This is a genomic window from Methyloversatilis thermotolerans (assembly GCF_000372885.1).
GTDB lineage: Bacteria > Pseudomonadota > Gammaproteobacteria > Burkholderiales > Rhodocyclaceae > Methyloversatilis > Methyloversatilis thermotolerans.
Genome location: NZ_KB889967.1, coordinates 1,956,154 through 1,981,854, shown reverse-complemented (window position 1 = coordinate 1,981,854; position 25,701 = coordinate 1,956,154). Strand labels below are relative to the sequence as shown.

Annotated in this window: 22 protein-coding genes; 10 read left to right on the top strand and 12 right to left on the bottom strand. The window is 65.3% G+C overall.

The annotated features are described in order from the left end of the window. Positions 1 to 3 precede the first annotated feature (3 nt). Genes A3Q7_RS0108690 through A3Q7_RS0108675 form a run of 4 tightly spaced genes read left to right on the top strand, consistent with a single transcriptional unit; the run spans position 4 to position 6,326 of the window. Positions 4 to 1,185, top strand: a complete 1,182-nt coding sequence (locus A3Q7_RS0108690) for an efflux RND transporter periplasmic adaptor subunit (protein ID WP_157278140.1) — start codon at positions 4 to 6, stop codon at positions 1,183 to 1,185. Continuing rightward, positions 1,185 to 4,334, top strand: coding sequence for an efflux RND transporter permease subunit (locus A3Q7_RS0108685; protein WP_026224637.1), 3,150 nt, complete (start codon positions 1,185 to 1,187; stop codon positions 4,332 to 4,334). The genes A3Q7_RS0108690 and A3Q7_RS0108685 overlap by 1 nt, the downstream gene beginning before the upstream one ends. Next, positions 4,309 to 4,980, top strand: coding sequence for a response regulator (locus A3Q7_RS0108680; protein ID WP_018411477.1), 672 nt, complete (start codon positions 4,309 to 4,311; stop codon positions 4,978 to 4,980). Before A3Q7_RS0108685 ends, A3Q7_RS0108680 begins: the two co-directional genes overlap by 26 nt. Beyond that, on the top strand, positions 4,977 to 6,326 hold the full coding sequence (locus tag A3Q7_RS0108675) for a sensor histidine kinase (protein ID WP_018411476.1): 1,350 nt from the start codon (positions 4,977 to 4,979) through the stop codon (positions 6,324 to 6,326). The genes A3Q7_RS0108680 and A3Q7_RS0108675 overlap by 4 nt, the downstream gene beginning before the upstream one ends. Before the next feature lie 69 nt (positions 6,327 to 6,395). Here A3Q7_RS0108675 and A3Q7_RS0108670 read toward each other — a convergent pair whose 3' ends face one another. From A3Q7_RS0108670 to A3Q7_RS0108645, 6 genes are all read right to left on the bottom strand, one after another. Next, on the bottom strand, positions 6,396 to 6,821 hold the full coding sequence (locus A3Q7_RS0108670) for a hypothetical protein (RefSeq protein WP_018411475.1): 426 nt from the start codon (positions 6,819 to 6,821) through the stop codon (positions 6,396 to 6,398). Between the two features lie 11 nt (positions 6,822 to 6,832). Beyond that, positions 6,833 to 7,591 (bottom strand): UDP-2,3-diacylglucosamine diphosphatase, encoded by a 759-nt coding sequence (locus A3Q7_RS0108665; protein WP_018411474.1) that lies wholly within the window; start codon positions 7,589 to 7,591, stop codon positions 6,833 to 6,835. 17 nt (positions 7,592 to 7,608) lie between these two features. Next, positions 7,609 to 8,097 carry a peptidylprolyl isomerase gene (locus tag A3Q7_RS0108660; protein ID WP_026224636.1) on the bottom strand — a complete coding sequence of 163 codons (489 nt, stop codon included), beginning with the start codon at positions 8,095 to 8,097 and terminating at the stop codon, positions 7,609 to 7,611. 72 nt (positions 8,098 to 8,169) lie between these two features. Next, positions 8,170 to 8,745 carry a peptidylprolyl isomerase gene (locus tag A3Q7_RS0108655; protein WP_018411472.1) on the bottom strand — a complete coding sequence of 192 codons (576 nt, stop codon included), beginning with the start codon at positions 8,743 to 8,745 and terminating at the stop codon, positions 8,170 to 8,172. A gap of 61 nt (positions 8,746 to 8,806) precedes the next feature. Then, a complete protein-coding gene (locus A3Q7_RS0108650; protein WP_018411471.1) occupies positions 8,807 to 10,039 on the bottom strand; it encodes a L,D-transpeptidase family protein in 1,233 nt (410 codons plus the stop codon). Further along, positions 10,036 to 11,148, bottom strand: a complete 1,113-nt coding sequence (locus A3Q7_RS0108645) for a nuclear transport factor 2 family protein (protein WP_408630402.1) — start codon at positions 11,146 to 11,148, stop codon at positions 10,036 to 10,038. Before A3Q7_RS0108645 ends, A3Q7_RS0108650 begins: the two co-directional genes overlap by 4 nt. A 214-nt stretch (positions 11,149 to 11,362) precedes the next feature. On the opposite strand from A3Q7_RS0108645, the gene cysS reads away from it, so the two are divergent. Next, entirely contained in the window at positions 11,363 to 12,742 is a 1,380-nt protein-coding gene (gene cysS, locus A3Q7_RS0108640) for a cysteine--tRNA ligase (protein WP_018411469.1), read from the top strand. 95 nt (positions 12,743 to 12,837) lie between these two features. Further along, positions 12,838 to 13,491: a Crp/Fnr family transcriptional regulator gene (locus tag A3Q7_RS0108635; protein WP_232417875.1), complete on the top strand. Its 654-nt coding sequence runs from the start codon at positions 12,838 to 12,840 to the stop codon at positions 13,489 to 13,491. Positions 13,492 to 14,069: 578 nt separating this feature from the next. Here A3Q7_RS0108635 and dnaJ read toward each other — a convergent pair. From dnaJ to grpE, 3 genes are all read right to left on the bottom strand, one after another. Next, positions 14,070 to 15,203, bottom strand: a complete 1,134-nt coding sequence (dnaJ, locus tag A3Q7_RS0108630) for a molecular chaperone DnaJ (protein WP_018411467.1) — start codon at positions 15,201 to 15,203, stop codon at positions 14,070 to 14,072. Positions 15,204 to 15,332: 129 nt separating this feature from the next. Further along, positions 15,333 to 17,261 (bottom strand): molecular chaperone DnaK, encoded by a 1,929-nt coding sequence (gene dnaK / locus A3Q7_RS0108625; protein WP_018411466.1) that lies wholly within the window; start codon positions 17,259 to 17,261, stop codon positions 15,333 to 15,335. 82 nt (positions 17,262 to 17,343) lie between these two features. Beyond that, a complete protein-coding gene (gene grpE / locus A3Q7_RS0108620; protein WP_018411465.1) occupies positions 17,344 to 17,898 on the bottom strand; it encodes a nucleotide exchange factor GrpE in 555 nt (184 codons plus the stop codon). Positions 17,899 to 18,088: 190 nt separating this feature from the next. On the opposite strand from grpE, the gene A3Q7_RS0108615 reads away from it, so the two are divergent. Then, positions 18,089 to 19,474, top strand: a complete 1,386-nt coding sequence (locus A3Q7_RS0108615) for a protein kinase domain-containing protein (RefSeq protein WP_018411464.1) — start codon at positions 18,089 to 18,091, stop codon at positions 19,472 to 19,474. Between the two features lie 135 nt (positions 19,475 to 19,609). Further along, positions 19,610 to 20,143 (top strand): AP2 domain-containing protein, encoded by a 534-nt coding sequence (locus tag A3Q7_RS0108610; RefSeq protein WP_026224635.1) that lies wholly within the window; start codon positions 19,610 to 19,612, stop codon positions 20,141 to 20,143. Between the two features lie 54 nt (positions 20,144 to 20,197). Here A3Q7_RS0108610 and hemH read toward each other — a convergent pair whose 3' ends face one another. Both hemH and hrcA read right to left on the bottom strand, forming a co-directional pair. Further along, the gene (hemH, locus tag A3Q7_RS0108605) at positions 20,198 to 21,298 is read right to left on the bottom strand and encodes a ferrochelatase (protein WP_018411462.1); all 1,101 of its coding nucleotides are present in this window, start codon (positions 21,296 to 21,298) and stop codon (positions 20,198 to 20,200) included. A gap of 41 nt (positions 21,299 to 21,339) precedes the next feature. Then, positions 21,340 to 22,359, bottom strand: coding sequence for a heat-inducible transcriptional repressor HrcA (gene hrcA, locus A3Q7_RS0108600; protein ID WP_018411461.1), 1,020 nt, complete (start codon positions 22,357 to 22,359; stop codon positions 21,340 to 21,342). 226 nt (positions 22,360 to 22,585) lie between these two features. Between hrcA and A3Q7_RS0108595 the strand changes: the two genes are divergently transcribed. After that, entirely contained in the window at positions 22,586 to 23,476 is an 891-nt protein-coding gene (locus A3Q7_RS0108595) for an NAD kinase (RefSeq protein ID WP_018411460.1), read from the top strand. A gap of 12 nt (positions 23,477 to 23,488) precedes the next feature. Next, complete coding sequence (gene recN, locus A3Q7_RS0108590; protein ID WP_018411459.1) at positions 23,489 to 25,144, top strand: DNA repair protein RecN; 1,656 nt, start codon at positions 23,489 to 23,491, stop codon at positions 25,142 to 25,144. 61 nt (positions 25,145 to 25,205) lie between these two features. On the opposite strand, the gene fur is transcribed toward recN, so the two are convergent. After that, a complete protein-coding gene (gene fur, locus A3Q7_RS0108585) occupies positions 25,206 to 25,649 on the bottom strand; it encodes a ferric iron uptake transcriptional regulator (RefSeq protein WP_018411458.1) in 444 nt (147 codons plus the stop codon). Positions 25,650 to 25,701 lie beyond the last annotated feature (52 nt).

Genomic DNA, 25,701 nt, shown 5'->3' with positions numbered 1-25,701 from the left:
GCCATGACCTCATTGTCCTCTTTCCTCCCGCGCCGCCGTCGCGTGCTGGCCGTGACCTTGCCGTGTGCCGTGTTCGCGGTGGCGGGTCTTGTCGCCTTGCGTGGGGATGGTGCACCGGCGACCGTCCGACCCGAGGGGGCCGTGGCACCGGCGCACGGTCTGACCTTGCCGCCCGGGGCGTCCCAACTGTCCTTCGTGGTGACCGCGCCGGCAGTGGATGTCGAACTTCCGGTCACGGCGCCGCTGAATGCGCGCATCGCGATGGCGGAAGACCGCACCGCGCGCCTGTTCAGCCCGCTTGCCGGCCGGATCGTGAAACTCGGGGCGACGCTGGGCGATACGGTCGCGGCAGGCGTTGCGCTCGCGGTCATCGATGCGCCGGATCTGGGCCAGGCCGCAGCCGATCAGCGACGCGCCGACGCGGACGCCGATCTCAAGCGCAAGGCGCTGGACCGCGCGCGTACGCTGATGGAGGCGGAGGTGTTGCCGCGGCGCGAATTCGAAGTCGCGCAGGCGGAATCGGCCGCCGCCGAGGCGGAGGCGAAGCGCGCGCGACTGCGGCTGTCGGCGCTGGCGCCTGCCGGTGTGGGCGACGGGCAGTCGCTGGCATTGCACAGTCCGTTCGCCGGCACCGTGGTCGAGCGCAATGCCACGCCGGGGCTCGAAGTGAGACCGGATGCCGAGCGCCCGCTGTTCGTGGTGTCCGACCTGTCCTCGCTCTGGCTGGTCATCGACCTGCCGGAACAGGATCTGGGCAAGCTGCGTGTCGGCGACAAGCTGGACGTGCGCGTCGAAGCCTGGCCGGAACGTCGTTTCGACGCCACCGTCGCGCGCATCGCGCCGCTGCTGGATCCACAGACGCGCCGCGTGCAGGTGCGCTGCAGCCTGCCCAATCCGGGGGGCGAACTGCGCCCGGAAATGTTCGCGCGCGCATCGGTGCTGTCGGACAGCGGCCAGCATGCGCTGCGCGTGCCGACCACGGCCCTGGTGAGTGACGGCCTGTACACCTCGGTCTTCGTGCAGACCGCGCCCGGACGGTTCGAGAAGCGGCGCGTCCATGCGCTGCGCCAGGATGCACGCGAGGCCTATGTGACGCCGGCCGACGCTGGGGCGCTCAAGGGAGGGGACAGCGTGGTGGTGCGCGGTGCCCTGTTGCTGGATGCCGAGATCGCCGAGTCCAGATGATGTTCAGCAAGATTGCCACCTTCGCCATACAGCAGCGCGTGTTCGTGCTGTTGATGACCTTCGCGCTCACCGTGTTCGGCCTGCGCGCCTGGCTGGAACTGCCGATCGAGGCCTTTCCCGATGTGCAGGATGTGCAGGTGCAGGTGATCACCCAGTATCCCGGCCAGTCGCCGGAAGAGGTCGAGCGCTCGATCAGCCTGCCGATCGAACGGGAAATGAGCGGTGTGCCGCGCGCCACGCAGATCCGTTCGGTCTCGATGACCGGCCTGTCCATCGTCACGCTGGTGTTCGCCGACGGTACCGAGGACCGCTTCGCGCGCTCGCAGGTGCTGGAAAAGCTGCAGACGGTGGACCTGCCGCCCGGCGTGCAGGCCCAGCTCGGACCGCTGGCCACGGCGGTGGGCGAGGTGTATCGCTACATCATCGAGGCGCCAGCCGGCATGCCCCTTCCGGAGGTACGCGCACTGCAGGACTGGGTGGTGCGACCGACGCTGCGCCGTGTGCCCGGCATCGCCGACATCACCAGTTTCGGCGGCACGGTGAAGGAATACCACGTCGCCGTCGATCCGGCCCGCCTGCGCCGCTACGGCGTGACGCTGGACCAGGTGTCGTCGGCGTTGTCTGCCGACAATGCCAATGCGTCGGGCGGTGTGCTGCGTCGCGGCGAGGAAAACCTGCTGGTGCGCTCCATGGGCCTGTTCCGCAGCCTCGACGACATCCGTGCCGTGGTGGTGAGTGCCGACCAGGGCCGTACTGTGACGGTGGGCGATCTGGGCGAGGTAAGCACCGGCGAGCGCCTGCCGTCCGGCGTGGTCGCCTACGACGAGCACGATTCGGTGGTGCAGGGCATCGTCGTCATGACCAAGGGCGAGAACGCGGTCAAGGTGGTCGAGGCGCTCAAGGAACGCGTGGACCGGCTGAACAGCGAAGGTCAGTTACCGCGCGGCGTGCGCGTGCGTCCGATCTACGAACGCACCGACCTGATCGATCACACCGTGCGCACGGTGGCCGAGAATCTGGCGGTGGGAGCGCTGCTGGTGGTGGCGGTGCTCATCGTGTTCCTGCGCAACTGGCGCGCAGCGCTCATCGTTGCCAGCGTCATTCCGCTTACGCTGCTGTTCGCCTTCATCCTGATGCATGCGCGCGGCGTGTCCGCCAACCTGATATCGCTCGGCGCGGTCGACTTCGGCATCATCATCGACAGTGCCGTGGTGATGGTCGAAGCGCTCATGGTGCGCTTGGCCACTCACGCGCAGGATGCTTCGGCGCGCGACAACCCGGTGTCCTTCCGGCTGCATGCGTTGCGGAGCACGGTGGTCGGACTTGCGCGCCCCATCCTGTTCTCCAAGGCCATCATCATCCTGGCCTTTCTGCCCATCTTCACGTTCGAACGGGTGGAAGGAAAGATCTTCTCGCCGGTGGCCTACACGCTGTCCTTCTCGCTGCTGGGGGCCATCCTGCTCACGCTCACCCTGGTACCGACACTGCTGGCCGGCGTGCTGACGAAGCGGGACATGGCTGAAGTACATCTGCACTGGATGGCGTCGCTGCAGAACCGCTATCGTGCGCTGCTCGCCACACTGCGCCGGCGCATGGCCCCGCTGCTGCTGGCCTGCGCGGCCACACTGGCTGCATCGCTCGCTCTGGTGCCCTGGCTGGGCAGCGAATTCCTGCCCAGGCTGGACGAGGGCAATATCTGGCTCACCGTGCCGCTCGCTCCGGCCACCGCGCTCGCCCAGTCCAAGGAAGTCGAACGCGACATCCGCGCGCTGCTGCGCCAGTATCCGGAAGTGAAAAGCGTGCTCACCCAGGTCGGGCGGCCGGACGAGGGCACCGATCCCAAAGGCCCGAACAATATCGAGGTGCTGGCCGACCTGCAGCCGCGCAGCCAGTGGCATTTCGCCAGCAAGGAGGCGCTGGTGGCCGACATGACGGCGAAGCTGCGGGCGATACCCGGTCTGCCCACCAACTTCTCGCAGGTGATCCAGGACAATGTCGAGGAAACGCTGTCCGGCGTGAAGGGCGAGGTGGCGGTCAAGATATTCGGTCCCAATCTGGACATCCTGCAGGACAAGGCCGACCAGGTGGCCGCCATTCTGGCGCGCATCCGCGGCAGCACCGACGTGGCGGCGATCAAGACCGGCGGGCAGACCGAAATCGTGGTGACGCCCGACCGCGCGCGCCTGGCGCGTCAGGGCCTGCGCGTGGGCGACGTGTCCGCGCTGGTGGAAACCGCTTTCGGCGGCCGTGCGGTCGGCCACTTCTACGAAGGCGAGCGCGTGTTCGATGTGGTGGTGCGGCTGGACAAGCCGTATCGCGACGCGGTCGAGGATCTCGGGCGCCTCGAGGTGTCCGTGCCGGCTGGCGGCTCGCTGCCATTGTCCGAACTGGCCGACATCGAAATCCGCCAGGGCGCCTCGCGCATCCAGCGCGAGGCCGGCGGACGCAATGTGGCGGTGAAGGCCAATCTGATCGGTCGCGACCAGGGCAGTTTCGTTGCCGAAGCCATGCAGGCGGTGGAGCGCGAAGTCCGCCTGCCGGCGGGCTACCGCATGAGCTGGGGCGGGCAGTTCGAGAACCAGCAGCGTGCGATGAAGCGGCTCGCCGTCATCGTACCGATCAGCCTGCTCGCCATCTTCTCGCTGCTGTTCTGGTCCTTCCGCTCGATGCGCGTGGCGGCGCTCATCATGGCGCTGGTGCCCTTCACGCTGGTTGGCGGGCTGGTCGGGCTGTGGCTGGCCGGGTTGCACCTGTCGGTGTCGGCAGCCGTGGGTTTCATCGCGGTGGCCGGCATATCGGTGCAGAACGGCGTCATCATGGTGGAGCAGATCGTGGAACTGCTGGAGAACGGACGGTCGGCGTCGACAGCCGTCATCGAAGGCGCGGTGTCCCGACTGCGTCCCATCCTGATGACGGCGCTGATGGCCGGCCTCGGTCTGCTGCCGGCCGCGCTGTCGCACGCCATCGGCTCGGAGACCCAGCGGCCATTCGCCGTGGTGATCGTCGGCGGCGTCATTTCCGCCACGCTGTTCACACTGCTGCTGCTGCCCACGCTGTACGCGCGCTTCGCCATCCCTCCGGCGCGCTACGATGGCACCCATGGTGCGGTAACGGGTGAGGACAATGCGTCTGCTGCTGGTCGAGGATGATGCGCTGCTTGCCAGCGGCGTGTGCGAGGGGCTTTCCGCCCAGGGCTTCAATGTCGACCTGATCGATACCGCGGAAGCCGCACTCGGCAGCCTCAAGCTCACCCATTACGATCTGGCGGTGATCGATATCGGGCTGCCGCGCATGGACGGACTGGAACTGGTGCGGCGCCTGCGGCGCGAGGGCGTGGCATTGCCGGTACTGATACTGACCGCGCGCGACACGCTGGAAGACCGCGTCGATGCGCTGGAACTGGGCGCCGATGACTACCTGATCAAGCCTTTCCATCTGAGTGAGCTGGTGGCGCGCGTGCGGGCGCTGATACGCCGCAGCCGTGCGGTCGCTTCGTCGGTCATCGTGCATGGCGCGCTCACGCTGGACATGGGCACGCGCGAAGCCATGCTTGGCAGCGCGCCGCTGGCGCTGACCGGCCGCGAGTGGGCGACCCTGGAACTGCTGCTGCTGGCCGCACCGCGCGTGGTCGCCAAGGAAAAGATTCTGGAAAGCCTCAGTGCCTGGGATCGCGAACTGAACATGAATGCGGTGGAGCTTTATGTGTCGCGGCTGCGTGCCAAGCTCGAACCGGGTGGTGTGCGCATCCTCACCGTGCGCGGGCTCGGTTACCGCATGGAAGCCCCGGCGCGATGAAGAGCATACGGCTGCGCCTGCTTGCCCTGCTGCTGGTGCCGCTGGTGCTGCTGCTCGGAGTGAGCCTGTTGCTCGATTACCGTTTCGCGCTGGACCAGGCAAACGACGCCTACGACCACGAGCTGGCCGATGCCGCCGCGGCGATCGCGGCGCGCATCCGGGTACGTCCGCCCGGCATCGAGGTGACATTGCCGGAGGACGTGATACGCATCCTGCGCGGTTCCGGCGACGAACTGTTCTTCCGCGTCATCGCGCCGGACGGGGACACGCTGGCCGGCCGTCCGGAACTGCCCGCGATGGAGGCCGGCGATACGCTGCAGGTGGGCGATGGCGAACTGGACGGTCAGCCGGTGCGCATCGCCGCATTGCGTACGCCCACCAGCGCCGGCATGGTGACCGTGGTGGTCGCGGAAACCATGCACAAGCGGCAGGCGGTGGCGGACCGCATCCTGTTTGCGGTCATGTGGCCCAACCTCACCTTCATGCTGGTCGCCCTGGTGCTGGTCATTTCCGCCGTGAGCCTGGGCCTGCGCCCGCTGCGCGCGCTGAGCCGCGAGATCGAGGCGCGCTCGGCGCGCGATCTCGGTTTGCTGCCGGTGGATGGTGTGCCGGCGGAAGCCATGCCGCTGGTGAGCGCGATGAACCGCTTGCTTGCGCGCCTGCGCAGCGCATCGGAGTCGCAGCAGAAGTTTCTGGCCGATGCGGCACACCAGTTGCGCACGCCACTGGCCGGGCTGCAGACCCAGCTCGAACTGGCGCACGAAGAGGTGCCGCCGGCGCAGCAGGGCCGCATACGCCAGTTGCTCACCGCCGCCCACCGCATCGGCCATCTCGCCCATCAGTTGCTGGCGCTGGCGCGTGCCACGCCGGAGGCGGCCGCCGGTCACGACCAGCACCAGGTCGAACTGGCCGATCTCGCCGCACAGGCGGTGGCCGACGCGCACGACCGCGCGCTCGCGCGACAGATGGACATCGGCCTTGAAGCGGGATCGGCGCGCATCATCGGCTCCACCTGGCTGCTGCGTGAAGTGCTGTCCAACTTGATCGACAACGCGCTCATCTACGCGCCAGCCGGCGCCCGCGTGACGGTGCGTACCGGCGTCGAGGACGGCCACGCCTTCATCGAGGTCGAGGATGACGGCCCGGGCATTCCGGCCGAGGACCGGGAGCGGGTGTTCGAACGCTTCTACCGTTGCCCGCAGTCGGGCGGGCAGGGCAGTGGCCTGGGCCTGGCCATCGTGCGCGAAATCGCGCGCCTGCATGAGGCCGACGCCCATGCGCTCGAACCCAGGGACGGCCGCCCGGGGGCGCGGGTACAGGTACGGTTTCCGGCGGCCGCGCGCTGAGCGCCCGCCCTCGGTTGTGCGATGTTCATGCCGAGCGGAGTCGCATCGCGCGCATCGGCCCGGTTCGGCTTACTGCGGCCCGCGCGCGAACATCATGTTGGCCACGCCCTTGATGGTGGGCCAGTCCTTCAGCGCGTCTATGGCCTGTTCGAAGCCGCCGGCGGCGGAGCGCTGCAGCGCCTGTTCCGCCATCGCGAGCAGGCTGTCCGAATACTCCTTCATCGCGCGGTTCTGCAGGTCGACGAACTGCTGGTACAGCGCAGCCGGGCTGTCCGGATCGTCGGCGGGGAGTACGGCATCGCGTGTGTCCGCGGCGGCTGGCGCCACCGTCTGCAGCAGCGCGAACACGAAGCGGCCGAGTGCCGCCTGCGCTTCGTTGCTGTCGGGACGGCCGAAGAAGTGCGGGTCGAAAGTCAGGGCCGGGGCGGCGTCGCCGCGCCGGCATTCGATGCGGCCGTCCGCGGCGAGGCGGATGCGCAGTTCGTCGGTGCTCATCGTGAATGTCCTCAGTCGGGGTAGCGGGTGTCGCGCACGACCTGACCGTCGTCCGCAGTGGTGAGCGCGACCCGCGTCCGTGCGTCGGCTTCGAACCAGCAGGCGCGGTCGCGCCAGTCGGCCAGCACAAGCCGCGTGCAGCGCACCCCATCGACCTCATGCGCATGCCGGGCCGGCCTGTGGGTATGGCCGTGGATCATCTGCCGCACGTCGTGCTGGCGGAAAGTGGCGGCCACCGTATCGGCGTTGGCATCCATCAGGTATTCACCCTTGCCGGCAGTGGCTTCCTTGCTGCGCCGGCGCACGTCTTCCGCCATGGCGTGGCGCTCGGCCAGCGGTCGGGCGAGAAACGCGGCCTGCCATTGCGGGTTGCGCACCATGGCGCGGAACTGCATATAGGGCAGATCGTCGGTGCACAGCGTGTCGCCGTGCAGCAGCAGCGTGCGCTCGCCGGCGATGTCGGCAATCATCCAGTCGCCGTGGATGCGCGCGCCGGTCGCTGCGGCGAAACCGGCACCGAGCAGGAAGTCGCGGTTGCCCGGCAGCACATGGATTTCGCAGCCGGCATCGCTGAGCGCCCGCAGTGCATGGATGACCGGGCGACAGCCCGGATCATCCACATCCTCGTCGCCGGTCCAGGCCTCGAACAGATCGCCCAGCAGGAATACCCGTTGCGCCTGCCGCGCGCGACCTTCGAGCAGGGCCACGAAGGCCGCGTTCAGTGCTGGCGTGGCGGCCGACAGGTGCAGATCGGAACAGATCAGGTCCACGCGGAAACGGCCGGCACTCAGGCCACTTCGGCGCGTTCGATCACCACGTCCTCGACCGGCACGTCCTGGTGGAAACCGGAGCGGCCGGTGCGCACCGCCTTGATCTTGTTCACCACGTCCATGCCGTCGCTCACCTTGCCGAACACACAGTAGCCCCAGCCGTCCTGCGCGCCTTCCTTGTCCAGGAAGAGGTTGTCGTTCACGTTGATGAAGAACTGCGCGGTGGCCGAGTGCGGATCGGAGGTGCGCGCCATCGCGATGGTGCCGACCGTATTCGACAGGCCGTTGCCGGCTTCATTCTTGATCGGCGCCTGGGTGTCCTTCTGCTTCATGCCCGGCTCGAAGCCGCCGCCCTGGATCATGAAATTGCCGATCACGCGATGGAAGATGGTGTTGTCGTAGTGACCCGACTCGACATAGGACAGGAAATTGGCGACGGTTTCCGGCGCCTTTTCCGCGTCCAGTTCGAGCGTGATGACGCCGTGATTGGTGTGCAGTCTGACCATGATGATTTCTCCGGTGGGCGCCACGAGGGCGCGGGTTCGAGCGTGCGCGCGGGCGCGGAATCGCGTGCGCGCTCAGGGTTGTGTTTCGATCATGCGTGCCGATTGTATGGTGATCGGCGTCAGCGGTACGTCCTGGAAGGGGCCGACGTTGCCGGTACGGGTGCGGCCGATATTGCTCACCACTTCCATGCCCTTCACCACGCGACCGAAGGCGGCGTAGCCGTAGCCATCGCGTGCCGGGTAGTCCAGCATGCGGTTGTCCACCAGATTGATGAAGAACTGGCCGGTGGCCGAATTCGGGTCATTGGTGCGCGCCATCGCGATGCTGCCGGGCGCGTTGCGCACGCCCTTCTCCAGCGCCTGCTTCGCCTCGTTGCGTATCGACGCGCGCGTGGTCTTCTGGTTCATCTGGGCGTCGAAGCCGCCACCCTGGATCATGAAGCCGTCGATCACGCGGTGGAACACCAGGCCATCGTAGAAGCCGGCTTTCACATACTGCACGAAATTGTCGACGGTGACCGGTGCGGCTTCGGGGTAGAGCTCGATCACGATAGTGCCCTGCGAGGTCTTCAGTTCGACCTGCGGGTTGGCTGCCAGCGCCAGCAGCGGCATCAGTCCGGCCAGCAGGCCGAGCAGGATTTTCTTCATCGGGTTCTCCGTGGGGATGTTGCGGGTTGAGGCGGACAGACCATGCGGCGTACCGCAGGGTTCAGGCCGCGCCCTCGAAAACGATGCGCCACTGGCCGTTTTCCTTGCGCCAGTACTGTTGTTTGCGCATCACATTGGACAGGTTGTTGCTACGGTAGTCCTGGTCGAAGGTGACCACGACCATCTCGTCGCGCCCGGGGTTGCGGAAGGTGCTCACATTGCTGATCGACACTTTCACCCACTGCTTGGACGCATTCACTTCGCGCTTGGATTTCGCAAACGTGGCGTAGTCCTTGCCGTCGGCGCGGAACTCCGACGAATAGTGCGACAGCAGACGGTCACTGTCGCGGCTTTCCCAGTCGCTGCGCCACTGCTCGAGTGCGCGGTTGAAGGTGGTGCGTTCCGCCTGCCAGTCGTCCAGCGTGAGCCATTCCACCTGTTCGCTGATGATGACCGGCACCGATGCACCCTGCACATAGTTGTGCAGGGCCTGGAAATCGGGATTGGCGAGCACGACACAGCCGTCGGAGGCGCGCGGCGGACGCGAAAAGGTATCCGATGGCGTACCGTGCAGCCAGATGCCGTGGCCGTTTCGTCCGAGCTTGCGGTCCCAGGCATTGGGATAGTTCAGCGGCAACGCGCCGGCACCATAGAAGTCGGTCAGCCGTTCCGGTGGCAGAAAGCCGGTCACGCGATACACGCCCACCGGTGTCTTCTTGTCCCCCTCACGCATCTTCTCTATGCCCAGCCGGCCGTGCGACACATACCAGTCGGCGACGAAGCGAGGCTTGCCATCGATGTTCTCGTACAGATAGAGGCGGGAGCGGCGCGCATCCACCACCACGGCGTGACGCTGGTCGGCGGCCATCTGCAGCAGGTAGCGCGGCACGCGATCCACGGGCGGCTTGTCGCGATAGGCGCGGATGCGTGCGATCGCTTCGTCGCGCAGATCGGCCAGCCGGTCCTGCGGTGCATTGGGTACGTTGCCGAAAGTGGTTAACGCGCTGGCGCGCGCCAGCAGCAGATCGCCCCGGATGAGATGCGCCAGACGGAAATTCGGCCACTGCTCCAGCAGGGCGTCGATCTGACGCAGCGCCAGATCGAGGCGCTTGTGCTCGATCTGGCGGAATGCCTGTTCCAGCATGGGCTCCGGACCGCTGTCGGAATAGCGCACCGCGTCCGGCATCGACTGACCGGAACCGATGGCCATCGGTACCGACATCGACGACAGGAACAGCACATTGCGCAACAACAGTCCGAGTGCGCGGCTACGCGCAAAGCGAACGGGCTTCATCCTCCGACGCGCTCCTGCTGGATCAGCCAGCGGTTGTTCCGACGTACCAGCGACAAGGTCTTGGTCGTACTGGTCTTGAGTCCCACCGCCTTGTAATGCTGGCGGAAGGTGACGTCCGCGCGCTCGCCGGCAGCATTGCGGACCTGTATGTTCTCGACGCGCACTTCGATCGCTCCCGGCTTGTCGATGCGCGATCTGCGCTCGGCTTCCCAGGCCGCGCGCGACTTGCCATCCGGCACCTTGAAGTCCGGCGCATAGAAACCGAGGTAGCTCTTCACGTCCTTGCGTGCCCAGGCCGCGGCCCAGTCGCGTACGGTGCCGCTCAGTTCGGTGCTGGCCGGCGTGTCGGCGGGGCCTGGACGGACCGGGGCCGCGGCCGGTGCAGAGGCGGGTGCAACGGCCTTCGCCGGGACGGCAGGAGGGGGGGGCGGGGTGCTGGCCGCCGGTGCGGGCGCCTTCGCCGGATCAGCCGCCCTGGCGGGAGGCTGGGGCGCAGGGGCCGGTGCGGGGGGCGGCGGGACGGGCGGGGCCGGCCTGGCCGCTTCGGTCGCCTTCACGGCGTCGGGTGCTTTCGCTGCCAGTCGGGCGTTTTCCGCAGGCTTGGCTGCGACTGCGCCCGGCGACGGGCTGCCCGGCTTGCCCCGGCTCACCAGTTCGCGGATCAGATTGAGCTTGCTCTGGGCGCCCGCGTTCGATGAGTCGAGCTGCAGCGCGCGATCGTACGCCTGGGTGGCCATACGGGCATAGATGTCGCCCAGGTTCTCATGCGCCACCGCGTAACTGGGGTGGGTGCGTATCGCCATCTCGAGCGCCGTGCGCGCTTTTTCGAACTGCTTCTGCTGCGCGTACAGCACCGCCAGATTGTTGTACGGTTCGGGCAGTTCCGGGTAGTCCTCGGTCAGTTTCTGGAATACCAGGGTGGCTTCCTGGATGCGGCCGAGTTCGGTCAGGATGAGCCCCTTGAAGAAGCGCCCCTGTGGATCGCGCGGTTTCTGTGCAAGGAAGGATTCGATCTTTTCCAGTGCCGGCTGAGCCTGCTTCTGGCGGAACAGTTGTTCGGCATCCTGGAAATCGTCGGCGAGTGCGGGAACAGGCAAGACGCAGAGCATCAGCAGACTCGCAAACAGGCGGCCTGCGAGGCGCGGAGCGAAGCGGGGCGTGTGGGCCATTGTGTTAGACTTTTTGGCGTGAATGCGTCGTTTGACAGTCCCGAATCTTATCAAGAAGGCGTGACGACGTCCTGTCGCAACGTCTGATTGATCCCGTCCGCCTGCAGCCGGCGGCGCGCCTCAGACTCGCCACACCGTTTTCCCTCATATTGCCATGCTCAGAATCTACAACACCGTTGCCCGCGACAAGCAGGATTTCGTGCCGATGGAAGCCGGCAAGGTACGCATGTACGTCTGTGGCATGACGGTGTACGACTACTGTCATCTCGGGCACGCGCGCGTGATGGTGGTGTTCGACATGGTGACCCGCTGGCTGCGGGCCTCCGGTTATGCGGTGACCTATGTCCGCAACATTACCGACATCGACGACAAGATTATCAAGCGTGCGGGCGAAAATGGAGAGTCCTTGCGTGCCTTGACCGATCGTTTCATTGCCGCGATGCATCAGGATGCCGATGCGCTGGGCGTGCTGCGGCCGGATCACGAGCCGCGGGCGACCGAATTCGTACCGCAGATGCAGTCGTTGATCCAGCGCCTGGAAGCACGCGGCCTGGCCTATCGGGCGAGCAGTGGCGACGTGAACTACAGCGTGCGCAAGTTTGCCGGTTACGGCCGGCTGTCCGGCAAGTCGCTCGACGAACTGCGTGCCGGAGAACGCGTGGATGTCGCCGACGGCAAGCAGGATCCGCTCGATTTCGTGCTGTGGAAGCATGCCAAGCCAAGCGAGCCGGATGAGGCAAAGTGGGCGTCGCCCTGGGGCGATGGCCGGCCCGGCTGGCACATCGAATGCTCGGCGATGAGTTCCGAGCTGCTGGGCCCGCGCTTCGACATTCATGGCGGTGGCGCCGACCTGCAGTTTCCGCATCATGAGAACGAGATTGCACAAAGCGAGGGGGCGCACGGCCACACCTTCGTCAATTACTGGATGCACAACGGGTTCGTGCGCGTGGATGACGAGAAGATGTCGAAATCGCTCGGCAACTTCTTCACCATCCGCGAAGTGCTGCAGAAGTACGACGCGGAAGTGGTGCGCTTCTTCATCCTGCGCGCGCATTACCGCAGTCCCTTGAATTATTCCGACGCCCATCTGGACGATGCGCGCGGTGCGCTGACCCGCCTGTACACGACGCTGAAGAACGTGCCGCCCGCAAGCTGCCCGGTCGAGTGGTCCAGTCCGGCCGGACAGAGATTCAAGGCGGCGATGGACGATGACTTCAATACCCCGGAAGCCATGGCCGTGCTGTTCGAACTGTCCAATGAAGCCAACCGTACGGCGGATGCGCAGGTGTCGGGCGAACTGCAGGCGCTGGCCGCTGTCCTTGGCTTGCTGGGCCGCTCACCCGACGATTTCCTGAAGGGCAGGGCGCTCGCCGGCGGGCTGGACGACGCGCAGATCGAGGCGCTGATTGTCCAGCGCGCGGAAGCAAAGAAGGCGCGCGACTTCGCCAAGGCGGATGATGTGCGTGAACGATTGAAGCAGCAGGGCATCGTGCTCGAGGACAGTGCAGGCGGCACGACCTGGCGTCGCGTCTAGGCGCTTGTCCATCTACAGTCATGCGCGCAATCATCGTCAATTCGGTCAACAACGGCTACAGCAACTGCAAGCGGTGTGGAGTGAGACAGTCAGCGTTGTTCGCAGAGCTCCTGGAAGAGGATTTCGACCTGCTGCATGACCAGGTCGACGACCTCGACTATCCCGCGGGAGCGGTGGTCTACCACGCTGGAGCGCATGGCGACTGGCTGTATACGCTGCGCTCGGGTGCGATCAAGCTGGTGCGCTACAGCGCCGACGGCAGCCAGCGCATACTGCGCATCCTTCGCCCCGGCGATGTGTGCGGTCTCGAAGCGCTGGTGCGTCCCGCCTATGACCACACAGCGATCTCGCTGGCGCCGCTCAAGTTGTGCCGGATACCCCGCGCCATCGTGGAGAGGCTGAACCGCGAAACGCCGCGGCTGCAGAAGCCCTTGTTCGAGCGCTGGTATGCCGCGCTGGCCGAAGCCGATGCCTGGCTGGCGGAACTTGCGTCGGGCCAGGGCGATGTCAAGACGCGGGTGGCTCGACTGCTGTTGCGGCTGGCTTCCGATGACCGGCCGGGTGAGGTCATACGCCTCAGTCTGGAGGACATCGGCGCCATCCTCGGCGTCGCGCCGGAATCGGCCAGTCGGGCGCTCGGCGTGTTGCGTCGCGGAAAACTGCTGGCGCAGTCGGATAACCGATACTACTGGCGGGTTGATACCGAAGCCCTTGCGGCCACCCTGGCGTCGCACGACCAGGCCGCCTGAGCGCCGCTTTCTCGTCCTTCCGCGTTGTCCTCCCGCTCTGGCGACCGCGCTGCGCATGCAGATGGTCGGGCTTGCACGGCGAACACGATCCATCAGCGTCCGTGCCCGCGCACGCCGGCATGCATACAAAATTCTTATCACATGCATAAGTCCGAATTATGTATAAATTGCGCTCCGCACAGGACCGGGTGCCATGATCCTGGCACCGTGCAATGCCGGATCAGACCGCCTACCCGGCGGTCACGGCCGGCACGCAGGTCCGGTCAGCCGCGTTCGCGACACGCGCTCGCGGCCAGGACCGACAGAAGCTGCATGATCCTGGCGCCGGAACAGACTTTCCGGTACCCGCCTGATGGGTCATGGCCACAAGCCAAGAACATCATCGGGAACATGGTCGCCGCGCTGATCGCCGGTCGACATCCGGTGCGAGCGCGGCCGACGGGCGCGCTCCAGCCGCGGGACGGACACAGGCGGCACCCGACCGCCTGTGCGCCGACATCCCGGCCCGTCCGGTGTTCCGTCCGGTAAACGGAAAAAGCCCGCGCAGGCGGGCCCGATCCGTTGCCGTGGGCCGTGCGTCAGCCGGCGAAGAAATCCTTCATCTTGTCCATCCACGATTTCGCACGTGGGCTGTGGCTGGCTTCGTCGCTGCGGTTGATGCGGTCGAATTCCTCCAGCAGCTCACGCTGGCGCGCCGTCAGATTCACCGGTGTCTCGACCACGACATGGCACATGAGGTCGCCCGGGTAGGCGCTGCGCACCCCTTTGATGCCCTTGCCGCGCAGCCGGAACACCTTGCCGGTCTGGGTTTCCGCCGGGATCTTGATCTTGGCTGCACCATCCAGCGTCGGGATTTCGATCTCTCCGCCCAGCGCGGCGGTCGCGAAACCTATCGGCATTTCGCAGTGCAGATCGTCGCCTTCGCGCTGGAACACGGTGTGCGGCTTGATGTGGATCTGCACGTACAGGTCGCCGGCCGGACCGCCGCCCTGGCCGCGTTCGCCTTCACCGGCCAGACGGATGCGGTCGCCCTCGTCGATGCCGGCCGGGATCTTCACCTGCAGGGTCTTGCTGCCCTTGACCCGACCCGCGCCGTGGCAATCGGTGCACGGATCCTTCACCATCTTGCCGGTGCCGTGGCACTTCGGGCAGGTTTGCTGGATGGAAAAGAAGCCTTGCTGCATGCGTACCTGTCCCACGCCGTTGCAGGTGGTGCAGGTGACCGGCTTGGTGCCCGGCGTGGCACCGGTGCCTCCGCAGGTCGCACAGTCGTCCATGGTCGGGATGCGGATGCGCGTATCGGTGCCGCGCGCCGCCTCCTCCAGCGTGATTTCCAGGTTGTAGCGCAGGTCGGCACCGCGGTAGACGTTGCTGCGTCCGCCGCCGCCACGTGCCGCATTGCCGAAGATTTCGCCGAAGATGTCCCCGAATGCGTCGCCGAAGCCGCCGAAGCCGGCACCGCCCGCCCCGGCACCGCCCATATTGGGGTCTACGCCGGCATGGCCGTACTGGTCGTAGGCGGCGCGTTTCTGGCCATCCGACAGGACTTCGTAGGCTTCCTTCGCTTCCTTGAACTTGTCCTCGGCTTCCTTGCTGTCCGGATTGCGGTCCGGGTGGTACTTCATCGCCAGCTTGCGGTAAGCCTTCTTGATGTCGTCATCGGAGGCGTCGCGATTGACACCGAGGACGTCGTAAAAATCTTTCTTCGCCATTCGTGTTCACCACAGATGCGGCAAAGGCACAGCGCGCCAGGAATGTTCCCGCCGCGCTGTGCCCCGCTCGTTGAGTACGGTGCGGGGACGCCCTGCCAGGAGCAGGATTGTCCCGAGCCGCCGCGCAGCTTACTTCTTGTCCTTCACCTCGGTGAATTCGGCATCGACCACATCGCCGTCGTCATCCTTCTTGCTCCCGGGCGCCGCGCCGGCAGCGCCCGCCGCACCGGCCTCCGCCTGCTGCTGCGCATACATGGCTTCGCCGAGCTTCTGCGCGGCGGTCGCCAGCGCGGCGCTCTTGCTGTCGATGGCGTCCTTCTCGCCGCTGCGGATGGCGTCTTCAAGCTCCCTGATCGCGGCTTCGATCGCTTCCTTTTCGCCGCCATCGATCTTGTCGCCGTGTTCGGTCAGCGCCTTCTTCGTCGAATGCACCAGCGCATCGGCCTGATTGCGGGCGTCGGCCAGTTCGTGCGCGCGCTTGTCTTCCTCGGCGTGCAGTTCCGCGTCCTTCACCATGCGCTGGATCTCGTCTTCCGAAAGACCCGAGTTCGCCTTGATGGTGATCTTGTTTTCCTTGCCGGTACCCTTGTCGCGCGCCGATACGTGCAGGATGCCGTTGGCGTCGATGTCGAAGGTGACCTCGATCTGCGGCATGCCGCGCGGTGCCGGCGGAATGCCTTCCAGATTGAATTCGCCCAGCGACTTGTTGCCGCTTGCCATCTCCCGTTCGCCCTGGAACACCTTGATGGTCACCGCCGGCTGGTTGTCGTCGGCGGTGGAGAAGGTCTGCGAGAACTTGGTCGGGATGGTCGTGTTCTTCTGGATCATCTTGGTCATGACGCCACCCAGCGTTTCGATGCCCAGCGAAAGCGGGGTCACGTCGAGCAGCAGCACGTCCTTGACGTCGCCCTGCAGCACACCGCCCTGGATGGACGCGCCGATGGCAACCGCCTCATCCGGGTTCACGTCCTTGCGCGGCTCCTTGCCGAAGAATTCGCGCACCTTTTCCTGCACCTTGGGCATGCGGGTCATGCCGCCGACCAGGATGACGTCGTCGATGTCGCTCACCTTCACACCGGAATCCTTGAGCGCGATGCGGCAGGGCTCGATCGAGCGCTCGATCAGCTCTTCCACCAGCGATTCGAACTTGGCGCGGGTGATCTTGATCGCCAGATGCTTCGGGCCGGACGCGTCAGCGGTGATGTAGGGCAGATTGATTTCGGTCTGTGCGCTCGACGACAGTTCGATCTTGGCCTTTTCGGCGGCTTCCTTCAGGCGCTGCAGCGCGAGGATGTCCTTCTTCAGGTCGACACCCTGGTCCTTCTTGAACTCGTCGATCACGTAATCGATGATGCGCTGGTCGAAGTCTTCGCCGCCGAGGAAGGTATCGCCGTTGGTGGCCAGCACCTCGAACTGGTGTTCGCCATCGACGTCGGCGATTTCGATGATGGACACGTCGAAGGTGCCGCCACCGAGGTCATACACGGCGATCTTCGAGTCGCCCGGCTTCTTGTCCATGCCGAAGGCGAGCGCAGCCGCGGTCGGTTCGTTGATGATGCGCTTGACGTCCAGACCGGCGATGCGGCCGGCGTCCTTGGTGGCCTGACGCTGGCTGTCGTTGAAATAGGCGGGCACCGTGATGACGGCTTCCGTCACTTCCTCGCCCAGATAGTCCTCGGCGGTCTTCTTCATCTTGCGCAGCACTTCGGCCGACACCTGCGGCGGTGCGATCTTCTTGCCGCGCACTTCGACCCAGGCGTCGCCGTTGTCGGCCTTGGCGATCTTGTAGGGCATCAGCGCGATGTCCTTCTGCACTTCCTTTTCTTCGAAGCGGCGGCCGATCAGCCGCTTGACGGCGAACAGCGTGTTCGCCGCATTGGTGACCGCCTGGCGCTTGGCCGAGGCGCCGACCAGGATTTCGCCGTCTTCGGCATAGGCCACGATGGACGGCGTGGTGCGGGCGCCTTCCGAATTTTCGATCACCTTGGGCTGCGCGCCTTCCATCACGGACACGCAGCTGTTGGTGGTGCCCAGGTCAATACCGATGATTTTTCCCATGTTCGGGGTCCTCTGAATAGGCAGTTGGAGGAAACAGTTCGTCTGAGGTCGAAGTGGGGCACTTGCCCCCACATTTCAAGGGTTATTGCGCGGCCGCCCGGGACACGATGACCAGTGCGGGGCGCAGCACACGGTCGTGCAGCAGATAGCCCTTCTGCAGAACCTGGATCACGGTGTTCGGCTCGCCCGGCGCGTCCACCTGGCTGATGGCCTGGTGCTTGTGCGGGTCGAATTTCTCGCCTGCAGGATTCACTTCTTCCACGCTGGCACTGCTGAAAGCCTGGATCAGTTGGCGCAGCGTCAGCTCCACGCCTTCGCGCAGCCTGGCCACGTCATTCGAGGTGTCGGCCAGCGCGGCTTCCAGGCTGTCCCTGACCGGCAGCATGGCGGAAGCGAACTTTTCGGCGGCGAACTTGCCTGCCTTCAGCGATTCTTCGGCCGAGCGGCGACGGACGTTTTCGGTTTCGGCCTTGGCCCGGAGCAGGGCGTCCTGCAGTTCGGCCACCTTCTGTTCGGCAGCGGCCAGTGCATCCGTTCCGCTCGTCTGGAGGGGCGAAGCGGTATCGGGTGCGGCGGTCGGCACCGGCTGTTCGGAAGCGGGTTGCTCAGGCGTCTGCGGGGTGTTGGGATCGGTCATGCGCACATCCTCTCTTTCTGGACCGAGCGGATGTGGGGGCGTGAATCGGGCTTTCAAGCCCCCCGCAGGCCACTTTTCCGCTGGATTTTCGCCATGGTCCTCATCCTTCCGGCCGGTTTCCTGTTCTGCTGCGGCGCAATGGCCTATCATTGCGCGGTTTCATGACGGCTCCATCCTTTCCTACGGACTCATGCTCGAACGCATCGGCAAATACCGGGTGATACGCGAGATCGGCAAGGGCGCGACCGCCACGGTCTACCTGTGCAAATCCGATGACATCGAGGAGATGGTCGCCGTCAAGCTGGTCGATTTCGGCGACCGCAACCGGGACCAGGGCAAGTGGTCGCGCCGCATGCGCAAGCTGTTCCTGACCGAGGCGGCGATCGCCGCCAAGCTCGACCACCCCAATATCATCCGCATCTACGACGCGCAGGTCGAGGAGGATCGCGCCTACCTGGTGATGGAATTCATCGACGGCCAGCCGCTCGATCATTTCTGCGAATTCAACACGATGCTGCCCCTGCCGCGCGCGGTGAGCATCGTGTTCAAGTGCGCGATGGCACTCGATTACGCCTTCCGGCACGGGGTTGTGCACCGTGACATCAAACCGGCCAACATCCTGATCGGCGCCAATGATCTGGTGAAGGTGACCGACTTCGGGCTGGCACTGAATGTCGCGAAGGAAAACGACAAGGATTCGACCTTCATCATGGGTGTGGGGTCGCCAGCCTATATGAGCCCGGAGCAGGTGAAGGGCTATCCGCTGAACCAGAAGACCGATCTGTATTCGCTGGGCGTGGTGCTGTTCCACCTGCTGACCGGTCGCCTGCCGTTCCGCGCGAAACATCCGGCCCAGCTCATCTACAAGATCATCAATGCCGATCCGCCGTCGGCGTCGCAGCTCAATCCCGAGGTGCCGGAGGCAATGGATCGTGTGATCCGCAAGGCGCTCGAGAAGGACCTGTATTCGCGTTACAAGAATGGTGCCGAGTTCGCGAAGGACCTGTCGTCGGTGCGCTTCAAGATACTGGACGACAAGTACGTACCGCCGGACACGACCCGTTTCTCTATCCTGCGCAAGATGCCCTTCTTCACCGAATTCGACGACGTCGAGGTATGGGAGGTGCTGCGCTTCTCGAACTGGCGCCAGTACGCCGACAACGCGATCATGATGCGCGAGGGTGAAAGCGATACGCGGTTCGGACTCATCGTGTCCGGCCATGTCCGCATCGTGGTCGGCGGCCGTCTGCTGGCCGAGCTCGGACCGGGCGAGGTGGTGGGCGAAATGGGTTATCTCGATCCAAACCACAGTCGCCGCTCGGCCACGGTCGTGGCGACATCGCCGGTCGCCTTCCTCGAAGTCAGTCCGTCCGCACTGGCTCTTGCGTCCGACGAATGTCTGGAGCACTTCCGCGGCCAGCTCATCAGCACGGTGGTGCAGAGATTGACGCGAGCCAACGCGGCGCTGGCGGCCCAGGGCGACGAGGTGGTACTCCCCACGGAGTCCGGTTTCGCGGTGGTTGGCTCGGGACTGGATCTGGAACTGCTGCCGGACGGCCAGCCGCCACGGCGCTGACGCAAGCCACCATCCGGGAACGCGCCCCGAGCGTGCGCACTTCACGGACGCCCCTCTAAAGTTTCCATCCGGCAGGCCGAAGTTCTCCTCACAAGCCGCGGGGCAAGCCCGTTGCTGACCGGAAGGAGACCGATCTTGAGCCGCAATTCAGTTTATGGCATCAGCCGCGTGGATAACGAGGCCAGCCGCACGCATGGCTGGCTCGTGACCATACAGCGACGCGGAGTGATCCACCGCAAGCACTTCAGCGATGGGGTGTTCGGGGGCAAGCAGAAGGCGTTTACTGCAGCGAAGCAGTTCCGCGATGACATCATTTCGAAATTCCCGCCGTTCTCGCTGCGCGAATACTCGAGCATCGTGAAGAAGAACAACCGTTCCGGCGTAGTGGGCGTATGCCGCTACTGCGCCTCGGAAACCCGCGACATGCCCGAAGACAAGCAGCGCTGGTTCTGGGTGGCCTCCTGGCCTTTGCCGTCCGGACGCCGCAAACGGGTGAAGTTCTCGGTGAACAAGTACGGCGAGGAAGGTGCATTCAAGATGGCGCTGAAGGCGCGCAAGGATGCGCTGAAGAAGCTGGATGGCGCATTCGATCCGGGCGCGTCCCGTCGCGGTCGTCCGCGCAAGGCCAAGAACGACGAGAATGTGATTCAGGCCCGCGCAGCCGCATGAAGCCGGCGTGAGACACAGAATGGCGACCTCAGGGTCGCCATTTTTTTCGCCGCATCACCGCGCCGCGCCCATGCTCCGTGCGCGAGCGGCTTGCTGTTGCAGTTCGTCGCCGACGCCGGGTGCGGCTTCATCCCACCAGTGGCCCAGTTCCAGGCGTATGCGCTGGCCGAGCGCGGCAATCCAGTCCGGCCGTTCGTTCAGACAGGGAATGTAGCTGAACTGCTGACCTCCCCTGGCAAGGAAGGCATCGCGGTTTTCCTCGCCAATCTCTTCCAGCGTTTCAAGGCAGTCGGCAACGAAGCCGGGGCATACGACGTCCACGCTGCGCAGGCCCTCGGAGGCCAGTCTTTCCAGCGTCGGCTGGGTGTAGGGCTCGAGCCAGCGCGCGCGGCCGAAACGCGACTGGAAGGTGACCATGTAGTTGTCCGGTCCGATGCCCAGCGACTCGGCGATCAGCCGGCCGGTCTTGTGGCATTCGCAGTGATAGGGATCGCCGCTGGACAGGTGGAAATAGGGCACGCCGTGGAAGGACATGACGAGCTTGTCCGCGCGGCCATTGCGCGCCCAGTGTTCGCGGATGCTGGCGGCAACTGCGCCGACATAGCCGGTGTCACCGGCGAAAGCGCGCAGATAGCGGACTTCCGGCAGATTGCGCCAGCGCAGCAGGGTGCGCGCGACCTCGTCGATCACCGAGCCGGTGGTGCTGGACGCACCCTGAGGGTACATGGGCACGACGAGCATGCGCTGGCAGCCGTCCATCTTCATCTGCTGCATCACTTCGGCGATGGACGGGCTGCCATAGCGCATGGCGAAGCGCACATCGATATCGGAGCGTCCTTCGGCAACCATCCACCCCTGCAGCAGCCTGGCCTGACGCTCGGTATGCACGCGCAGCGGCGAGCCTTCGTCGGTCCATACCGTCGCGTACTTGGCTGCAGACTTGCGTGGCCGCACGTTCAGGATGATGCCGTTCAGGATGAACCACCACAGAGCCTTCGGTATTTCGACCACGCGATCGTCCGACAGGAACTGCCTGAGATAGCGCTTCAGCGCAGGTGCGTCCGGGCGGTCCGGCGTGCCCAGATTGACCAGCAGGATGCCGGTGCGCGCGCGCTGGCCGTGGGTGTAGGAAGGTTCGTCGAGGAATCGGGACATCGTGGGTTTCTTGTTTTCTTTCGTCCCGCCGGGGACGGGGTTCAGGTCTGGCTCAGTGCGCTGGACAGCAGCTTGGCGGTGACATCGACGATGGGAATCACCCGTTCATAAGCCATGCGGGTGGGGCCGATCACCCCCACCGTGCCCACCACCTGGCCCTGTACCTCATAGGGCGCGGTGACCACGCTGCATTCATCAAGTGGCGCCAGACCGGATTCGCCGCCGATGAAAATCTGCACGCCTTCCGCCTTCTGCGAAACATCGAGCAGACTGGCGAGCTGGGTGCGCTGATCGAACAGGGAAAACAGCTCGCGCAGTCGCGACATGTTGGAGGCCAGATCGTCGACCTCAAGCAGATTGCGTTCTCCGCTGATGACGTACTGATCCTTGTTGTCGGCAAAGGCTTCGTTGCCTGCCTGCAGTGCGGCCGCCATCAGCGACGTCAGATCACCATGCAGTTGTTTCAGTTCCGCCTGAAGGCGGCCGCGGATCTCGTCGAAATCCAGGCCGGCATAGTGCTGGTTCAGGTAGTTCGCCGCGCTCACCAGTTCCGATGGCGTGAAACCGCGTTCGGTCAGCAGGATGCGGTTCTGCACTTCGCCACTTTCGGTGACGATGATGAGCAGGATGCGCTTGTCGGACAGACTCAGGAACTCGATCTGCCGGATGCGAGGCAACTGGCGTCGCGGCGCAACCACGATGCCGGCGAAGCGCGTGAGCTGCGACAGCAGTTGCGACGCCTGGTTCACCAGCAGGCGTGGATCTGCCGGGCGCAGTTCGCCCTTCAGTTCGCTCAGCTGTCCGGGTTCCAGCGGCTGCACCGACAGCAGGGTGTCCACGAAGAAGCGGTAGCCGCGTGGCGTGGGTATCCGGCCGGCCGACGTGTGCGGGCTGGCGATGAAGCCCATGTCCTCGAGGTCGGACATCACGTTGCGTATCGTTGCCGGCGACAGATCGAGTCCGGAAAACTTCGACAGCGTGCGCGAACCGACGGGTTGTCCATCCGCGATATAGCGTTCGACCAGGGTCTTGAGCAGCAGTCGTGAGCGATCTTCGAGCATGGTGCGACCAGCATGGCAGCAATATCCGGCGAAATTCTAGCGGACGGGTCCGGTCCGCGTACCGGTACTTGATTCCGGATAGTGTCACATCGCGGCCTTCCTGCGTTTCCCGCTTCGTTCGCCGCCGTGCATTCCGCCGCCGGCAGCCCCCGAGTCGTGCGATGGGGCAGTGGCCGGCCCCCTATGCAGCGCCGGAGCGGGCCGGCCTTTGTGGTTTAATTCAGCGATGACTACCGACTTCCCGGCCTTTCAGTGTGTGGCACTCATCGGCAAGTACCAGAGCGCCGAAGTGGCCGAATCATTGCGCACGCTTGCGCAATGGCTGCGAGCCTCGGGCCGCGAGGTTCTGATCGAGCGGGCCTCGGCCGAGGTCATGCACGCGGAAGGCTACGAGGCAAGCGATTTCGAGGTGCTGGGACAGCGCGCCGACCTCGCGGTCGTGGTGGGCGGCGACGGATCGCTGATCAGCGCGGGCAGACAGCTTGCGCCGCACGATGTGCCGCTGGTGGGTATCAACCAGGGACGGCTCGGTTTCCTGACCGATGTCGCGCGCTCCAATATGCTGGCGGCGATGGAAGCGCTCATACAGGGGCGCTTCCGCCCGGAACGTCGCGCCCTCATGCGTGCCGATGTGCTGCGTGCCGGGCATCCGGTGTTTTCCGCGCTGGCTCTGAACGACGTGGTGATTTCCAAGGGCGATCTCGGGCGCATGATCGAGTTCGAGGTGCGGGTGGACGAGGAATTCGTATACAGCCAGCGTTCGGACGGGCTCATCGTATCGACGCCCACCGGCTCGACCGCCTATTCGCTTTCGGCAAATGGCCCCATCGTCCATCCGTCGCTGGGTGGCCTGCTCATCGTGCCGCTGTGTCCGCACGCCCTGTCTTCCCGTCCCATCGTGCTCGGCGACAGCGCGGTGCTCAAGGTCAGGCTGTTCTCGCGCCATGATGCGCGGGCACATTTCGACGGCCAGGATCATGTCAATATGCAGGGCGACGATGTACTGTGCATAGAACGCTCGCCGCACAGCGTGACCCTGCTGCATCCGCCGGGGTACAGCTATTTTGCGATGCTGCGCGAAAAGCTTCGCTGGAGCGAAGCACCCAAGGAAGTCTGATTCACGTCGCTCATGCTCGAACGTCTATTCATCCGCGACTTCATTCTGGTCGAACGGCTCGAACTGGAATTCGAGCCGGGCTTCGGCGCGCTCACCGGTGAGACCGGCGCCGGCAAGTCCATTCTGGTGGATGCGCTCGGTCTGTTGCTCGGTGGCCGTGCCGACGCTTCGGTCGTCCGCGCCGGTTGCGAGCGGGCCGATCTGTCCGCCGAATTCACCTGCCCGCACGAGGGTGCCGCGGCCGACTGGCTGCGCGAACAGGATTTCGAGGCGGCGGAAGGTGTCGTCATCGTACGGCGCGTCATAGACGGAGGCGGCCGTTCCCGCGCCTACATCAATGGTGCGCCCGCCAGCGTGACCCAGTTGCGCGAGCTGGGCACGCAGTTGGTCGATATCCATGGCCAGCACGCGCACCAGGCACTGATGCGCGAATCGGCCCAACGCGCATTGTTCGATCAGCACGCTGGCGTGCAGCAGTTGGTGACGCGCGTCGGGCAGTTGTATCGCGCGTGGCAGCAGAGCGAGCAGCGGCTGGCCAGCGCTCTGCGGGACGGCGAGGCGGCCGCGCGCGAACGCGAGCGCCTGCAGTGGCAGGTCGAAGAATTGCAGTCGCTGGCATTCGAGCCGCAGGCCTGGCTTGCGCTGCAACAGGAACACGGCAGACTGGCGCACGCCACGCAACTGCTCGAAGGCAGCGCGCAAGCCATGGCGATGATGGAAGAGGGCGATGACGCACTCGACGCTCGGCTGGCGCATCTGTCCGCGCTGCTCGGGCGACTGGAGGCATTCGACCCGACGCTGGCCGAATGCCGGGCGCTCGTGGATTCCGCAGCGGCCCAGATGGATGAAGCCATACGGGCGTTGCGTGCCTATGCCGGCCGGCTGGATGCCGATCCGCAGGCATTGGCGCGGGCGGATGAACGCATCGCCGAGGTCATGGCGTGTGCGCGCAAGCATCGCGTCGATCCGGAGGATCTGCCGGTCTTGCTGACGGACAGCCTGGATCGCCTCGCACAGATCGAGGCCGTTTCCGATCCGGTGGCGCTGACCATTGCGCGTGACCAGGCGCGCGCAGCCTGCGTGGACGCCGCACGCGAGCTGAGCGCCGCGCGCGCCCCGGCTGCACGGGCGCTGTCCGATGCAGTGAGTGCGGCGATGTCCGAGCTGGCCATGGCGGGGGGACGTTTCGCTGTGGTGCTCAAGCCGCTCGACGAGCCCTGCGCCAGTGGTCTTGAGGAGATCGAGTTCCAGGTGGCGGCCAATCCTGGCCAGGCGCTGGCGCCACTGTCCAGGGTGGCGTCGGGTGGCGAGCTTTCACGCATCGGTCTTGCCATACAGGTGATCGCCAGCGCGCGCAGTGGTACGCCGACACTGGTGTTCGACGAGGTCGATGTGGGGATCGGCGGTCGGGTGGCCGAGGTGGTGGGGCGACAGCTCGCCCGGCTGGGCGAGGCGCGTCAGGTCCTGTGTGTCACCCATCTGCCGCAGGTTGCGGCGCGCGCGCACTGGCAGTGGTCCATCGCCAAGCGCAGCAATGGCGGGCGCACCGTCAGCAGCGTCACGCCGCTGGACGACAAGGGCCGGGTAGACGAGATTGCGCGCATGCTGGGAGGCGAAGTGATCACCGACACCACGCGAGCGCACGCGAAGGAAATGCTGGGCGTGTGAAGGATGCCGCGCTGCGCCACCCTGATGGATACGGGGCGCAGCGGGATCATCCGGTCCCGGCTCAGTTCCGGGTCTTGCGGATCTTGTTCTCGCAGTTCTCGCTGGAGCAGTCGGCGAAAATGGTCAGCGCGTGGTCGTGCACCGTGAAGCCACGGTCCTTTGCGACCTTGTTCTGGCGGCGTTCGATTTCCGGGTCGTAGAACTCCTCGACCTTGCCGCACTGTATGCAGACCAGATGGTCGTGGTGATGGCCCTCGTTCAGCTCGAATACGGCCTTGCCGGACTCGAAGAAGTGACGTTCGAGCAGACCCGCCTGTTCGAACTGGGTCAGCACCCTGTACACCGTGGCCAGCCCGATATCCATGTCTTCCTGCAGCAACGCCTTGTAGACGTCTTCTGCGCTCATGTGACGGACATCGGCTCGCTGGAACAGCTCAAGAATCTTCAACCGCGGCAGCGTTGCCTTGAGTCCGATGTTCTTCAGGTTCTGGGAATTCGCGCTCATCCGTGTCGCCTAGAGGCATGACCAAGGTCGATATAATATAGACTTTCGCCAG

Coding starts and splice junctions, on each gene's coding strand:
- hemH (WP_018411462.1), bottom strand. CDS start 21,298: ATGTCCCGATTCCTCGACGAACCTTCCTACACCCACGGCCAGCGCGCG.
- hrcA (WP_018411461.1), bottom strand. CDS start 22,359: ATGCTCGAAGATCGCTCACGACTGCTGCTCAAGACCCTGGTCGAACGC.
- fur (WP_018411458.1), bottom strand. CDS start 25,649: ATGAGCGCGAATTCCCAGAACCTGAAGAACATCGGACTCAAGGCAACG.
- cysS (WP_018411469.1), top strand. CDS start 11,363: ATGCTCAGAATCTACAACACCGTTGCCCGCGACAAGCAGGATTTCGTG.
- A3Q7_RS0108650 (WP_018411471.1), bottom strand. CDS start 10,039: ATGAAGCCCGTTCGCTTTGCGCGTAGCCGCGCACTCGGACTGTTGTTG.
- A3Q7_RS0108675 (WP_018411476.1), top strand. CDS start 4,977: ATGAAGAGCATACGGCTGCGCCTGCTTGCCCTGCTGCTGGTGCCGCTG.
- A3Q7_RS0108680 (WP_018411477.1), top strand. CDS start 4,309: ATGCGTCTGCTGCTGGTCGAGGATGATGCGCTGCTTGCCAGCGGCGTG.
- dnaK (WP_018411466.1), bottom strand. CDS start 17,261: ATGGGAAAAATCATCGGTATTGACCTGGGCACCACCAACAGCTGCGTG.
- A3Q7_RS0108690 (WP_157278140.1), top strand. CDS start 4: ATGACCTCATTGTCCTCTTTCCTCCCGCGCCGCCGTCGCGTGCTGGCC.
- A3Q7_RS0108655 (WP_018411472.1), bottom strand. CDS start 8,745: ATGAAGAAAATCCTGCTCGGCCTGCTGGCCGGACTGATGCCGCTGCTG.
- A3Q7_RS0108660 (WP_026224636.1), bottom strand. CDS start 8,097: ATGGTCAGACTGCACACCAATCACGGCGTCATCACGCTCGAACTGGAC.
- dnaJ (WP_018411467.1), bottom strand. CDS start 15,203: ATGGCGAAGAAAGATTTTTACGACGTCCTCGGTGTCAATCGCGACGCC.
- A3Q7_RS0108595 (WP_018411460.1), top strand. CDS start 22,586: ATGACTACCGACTTCCCGGCCTTTCAGTGTGTGGCACTCATCGGCAAG.
- recN (WP_018411459.1), top strand. CDS start 23,489: ATGCTCGAACGTCTATTCATCCGCGACTTCATTCTGGTCGAACGGCTC.
- A3Q7_RS0108670 (WP_018411475.1), bottom strand. CDS start 6,821: ATGAGCACCGACGAACTGCGCATCCGCCTCGCCGCGGACGGCCGCATC.
- A3Q7_RS0108685 (WP_026224637.1), top strand. CDS start 1,185: ATGTTCAGCAAGATTGCCACCTTCGCCATACAGCAGCGCGTGTTCGTG.
- grpE (WP_018411465.1), bottom strand. CDS start 17,898: ATGACCGATCCCAACACCCCGCAGACGCCTGAGCAACCCGCTTCCGAA.
- A3Q7_RS0108645 (WP_408630402.1), bottom strand. CDS start 11,148: ATGCTCTGCGTCTTGCCTGTTCCCGCACTCGCCGACGATTTCCAGGAT.
- A3Q7_RS0108615 (WP_018411464.1), top strand. CDS start 18,089: ATGCTCGAACGCATCGGCAAATACCGGGTGATACGCGAGATCGGCAAG.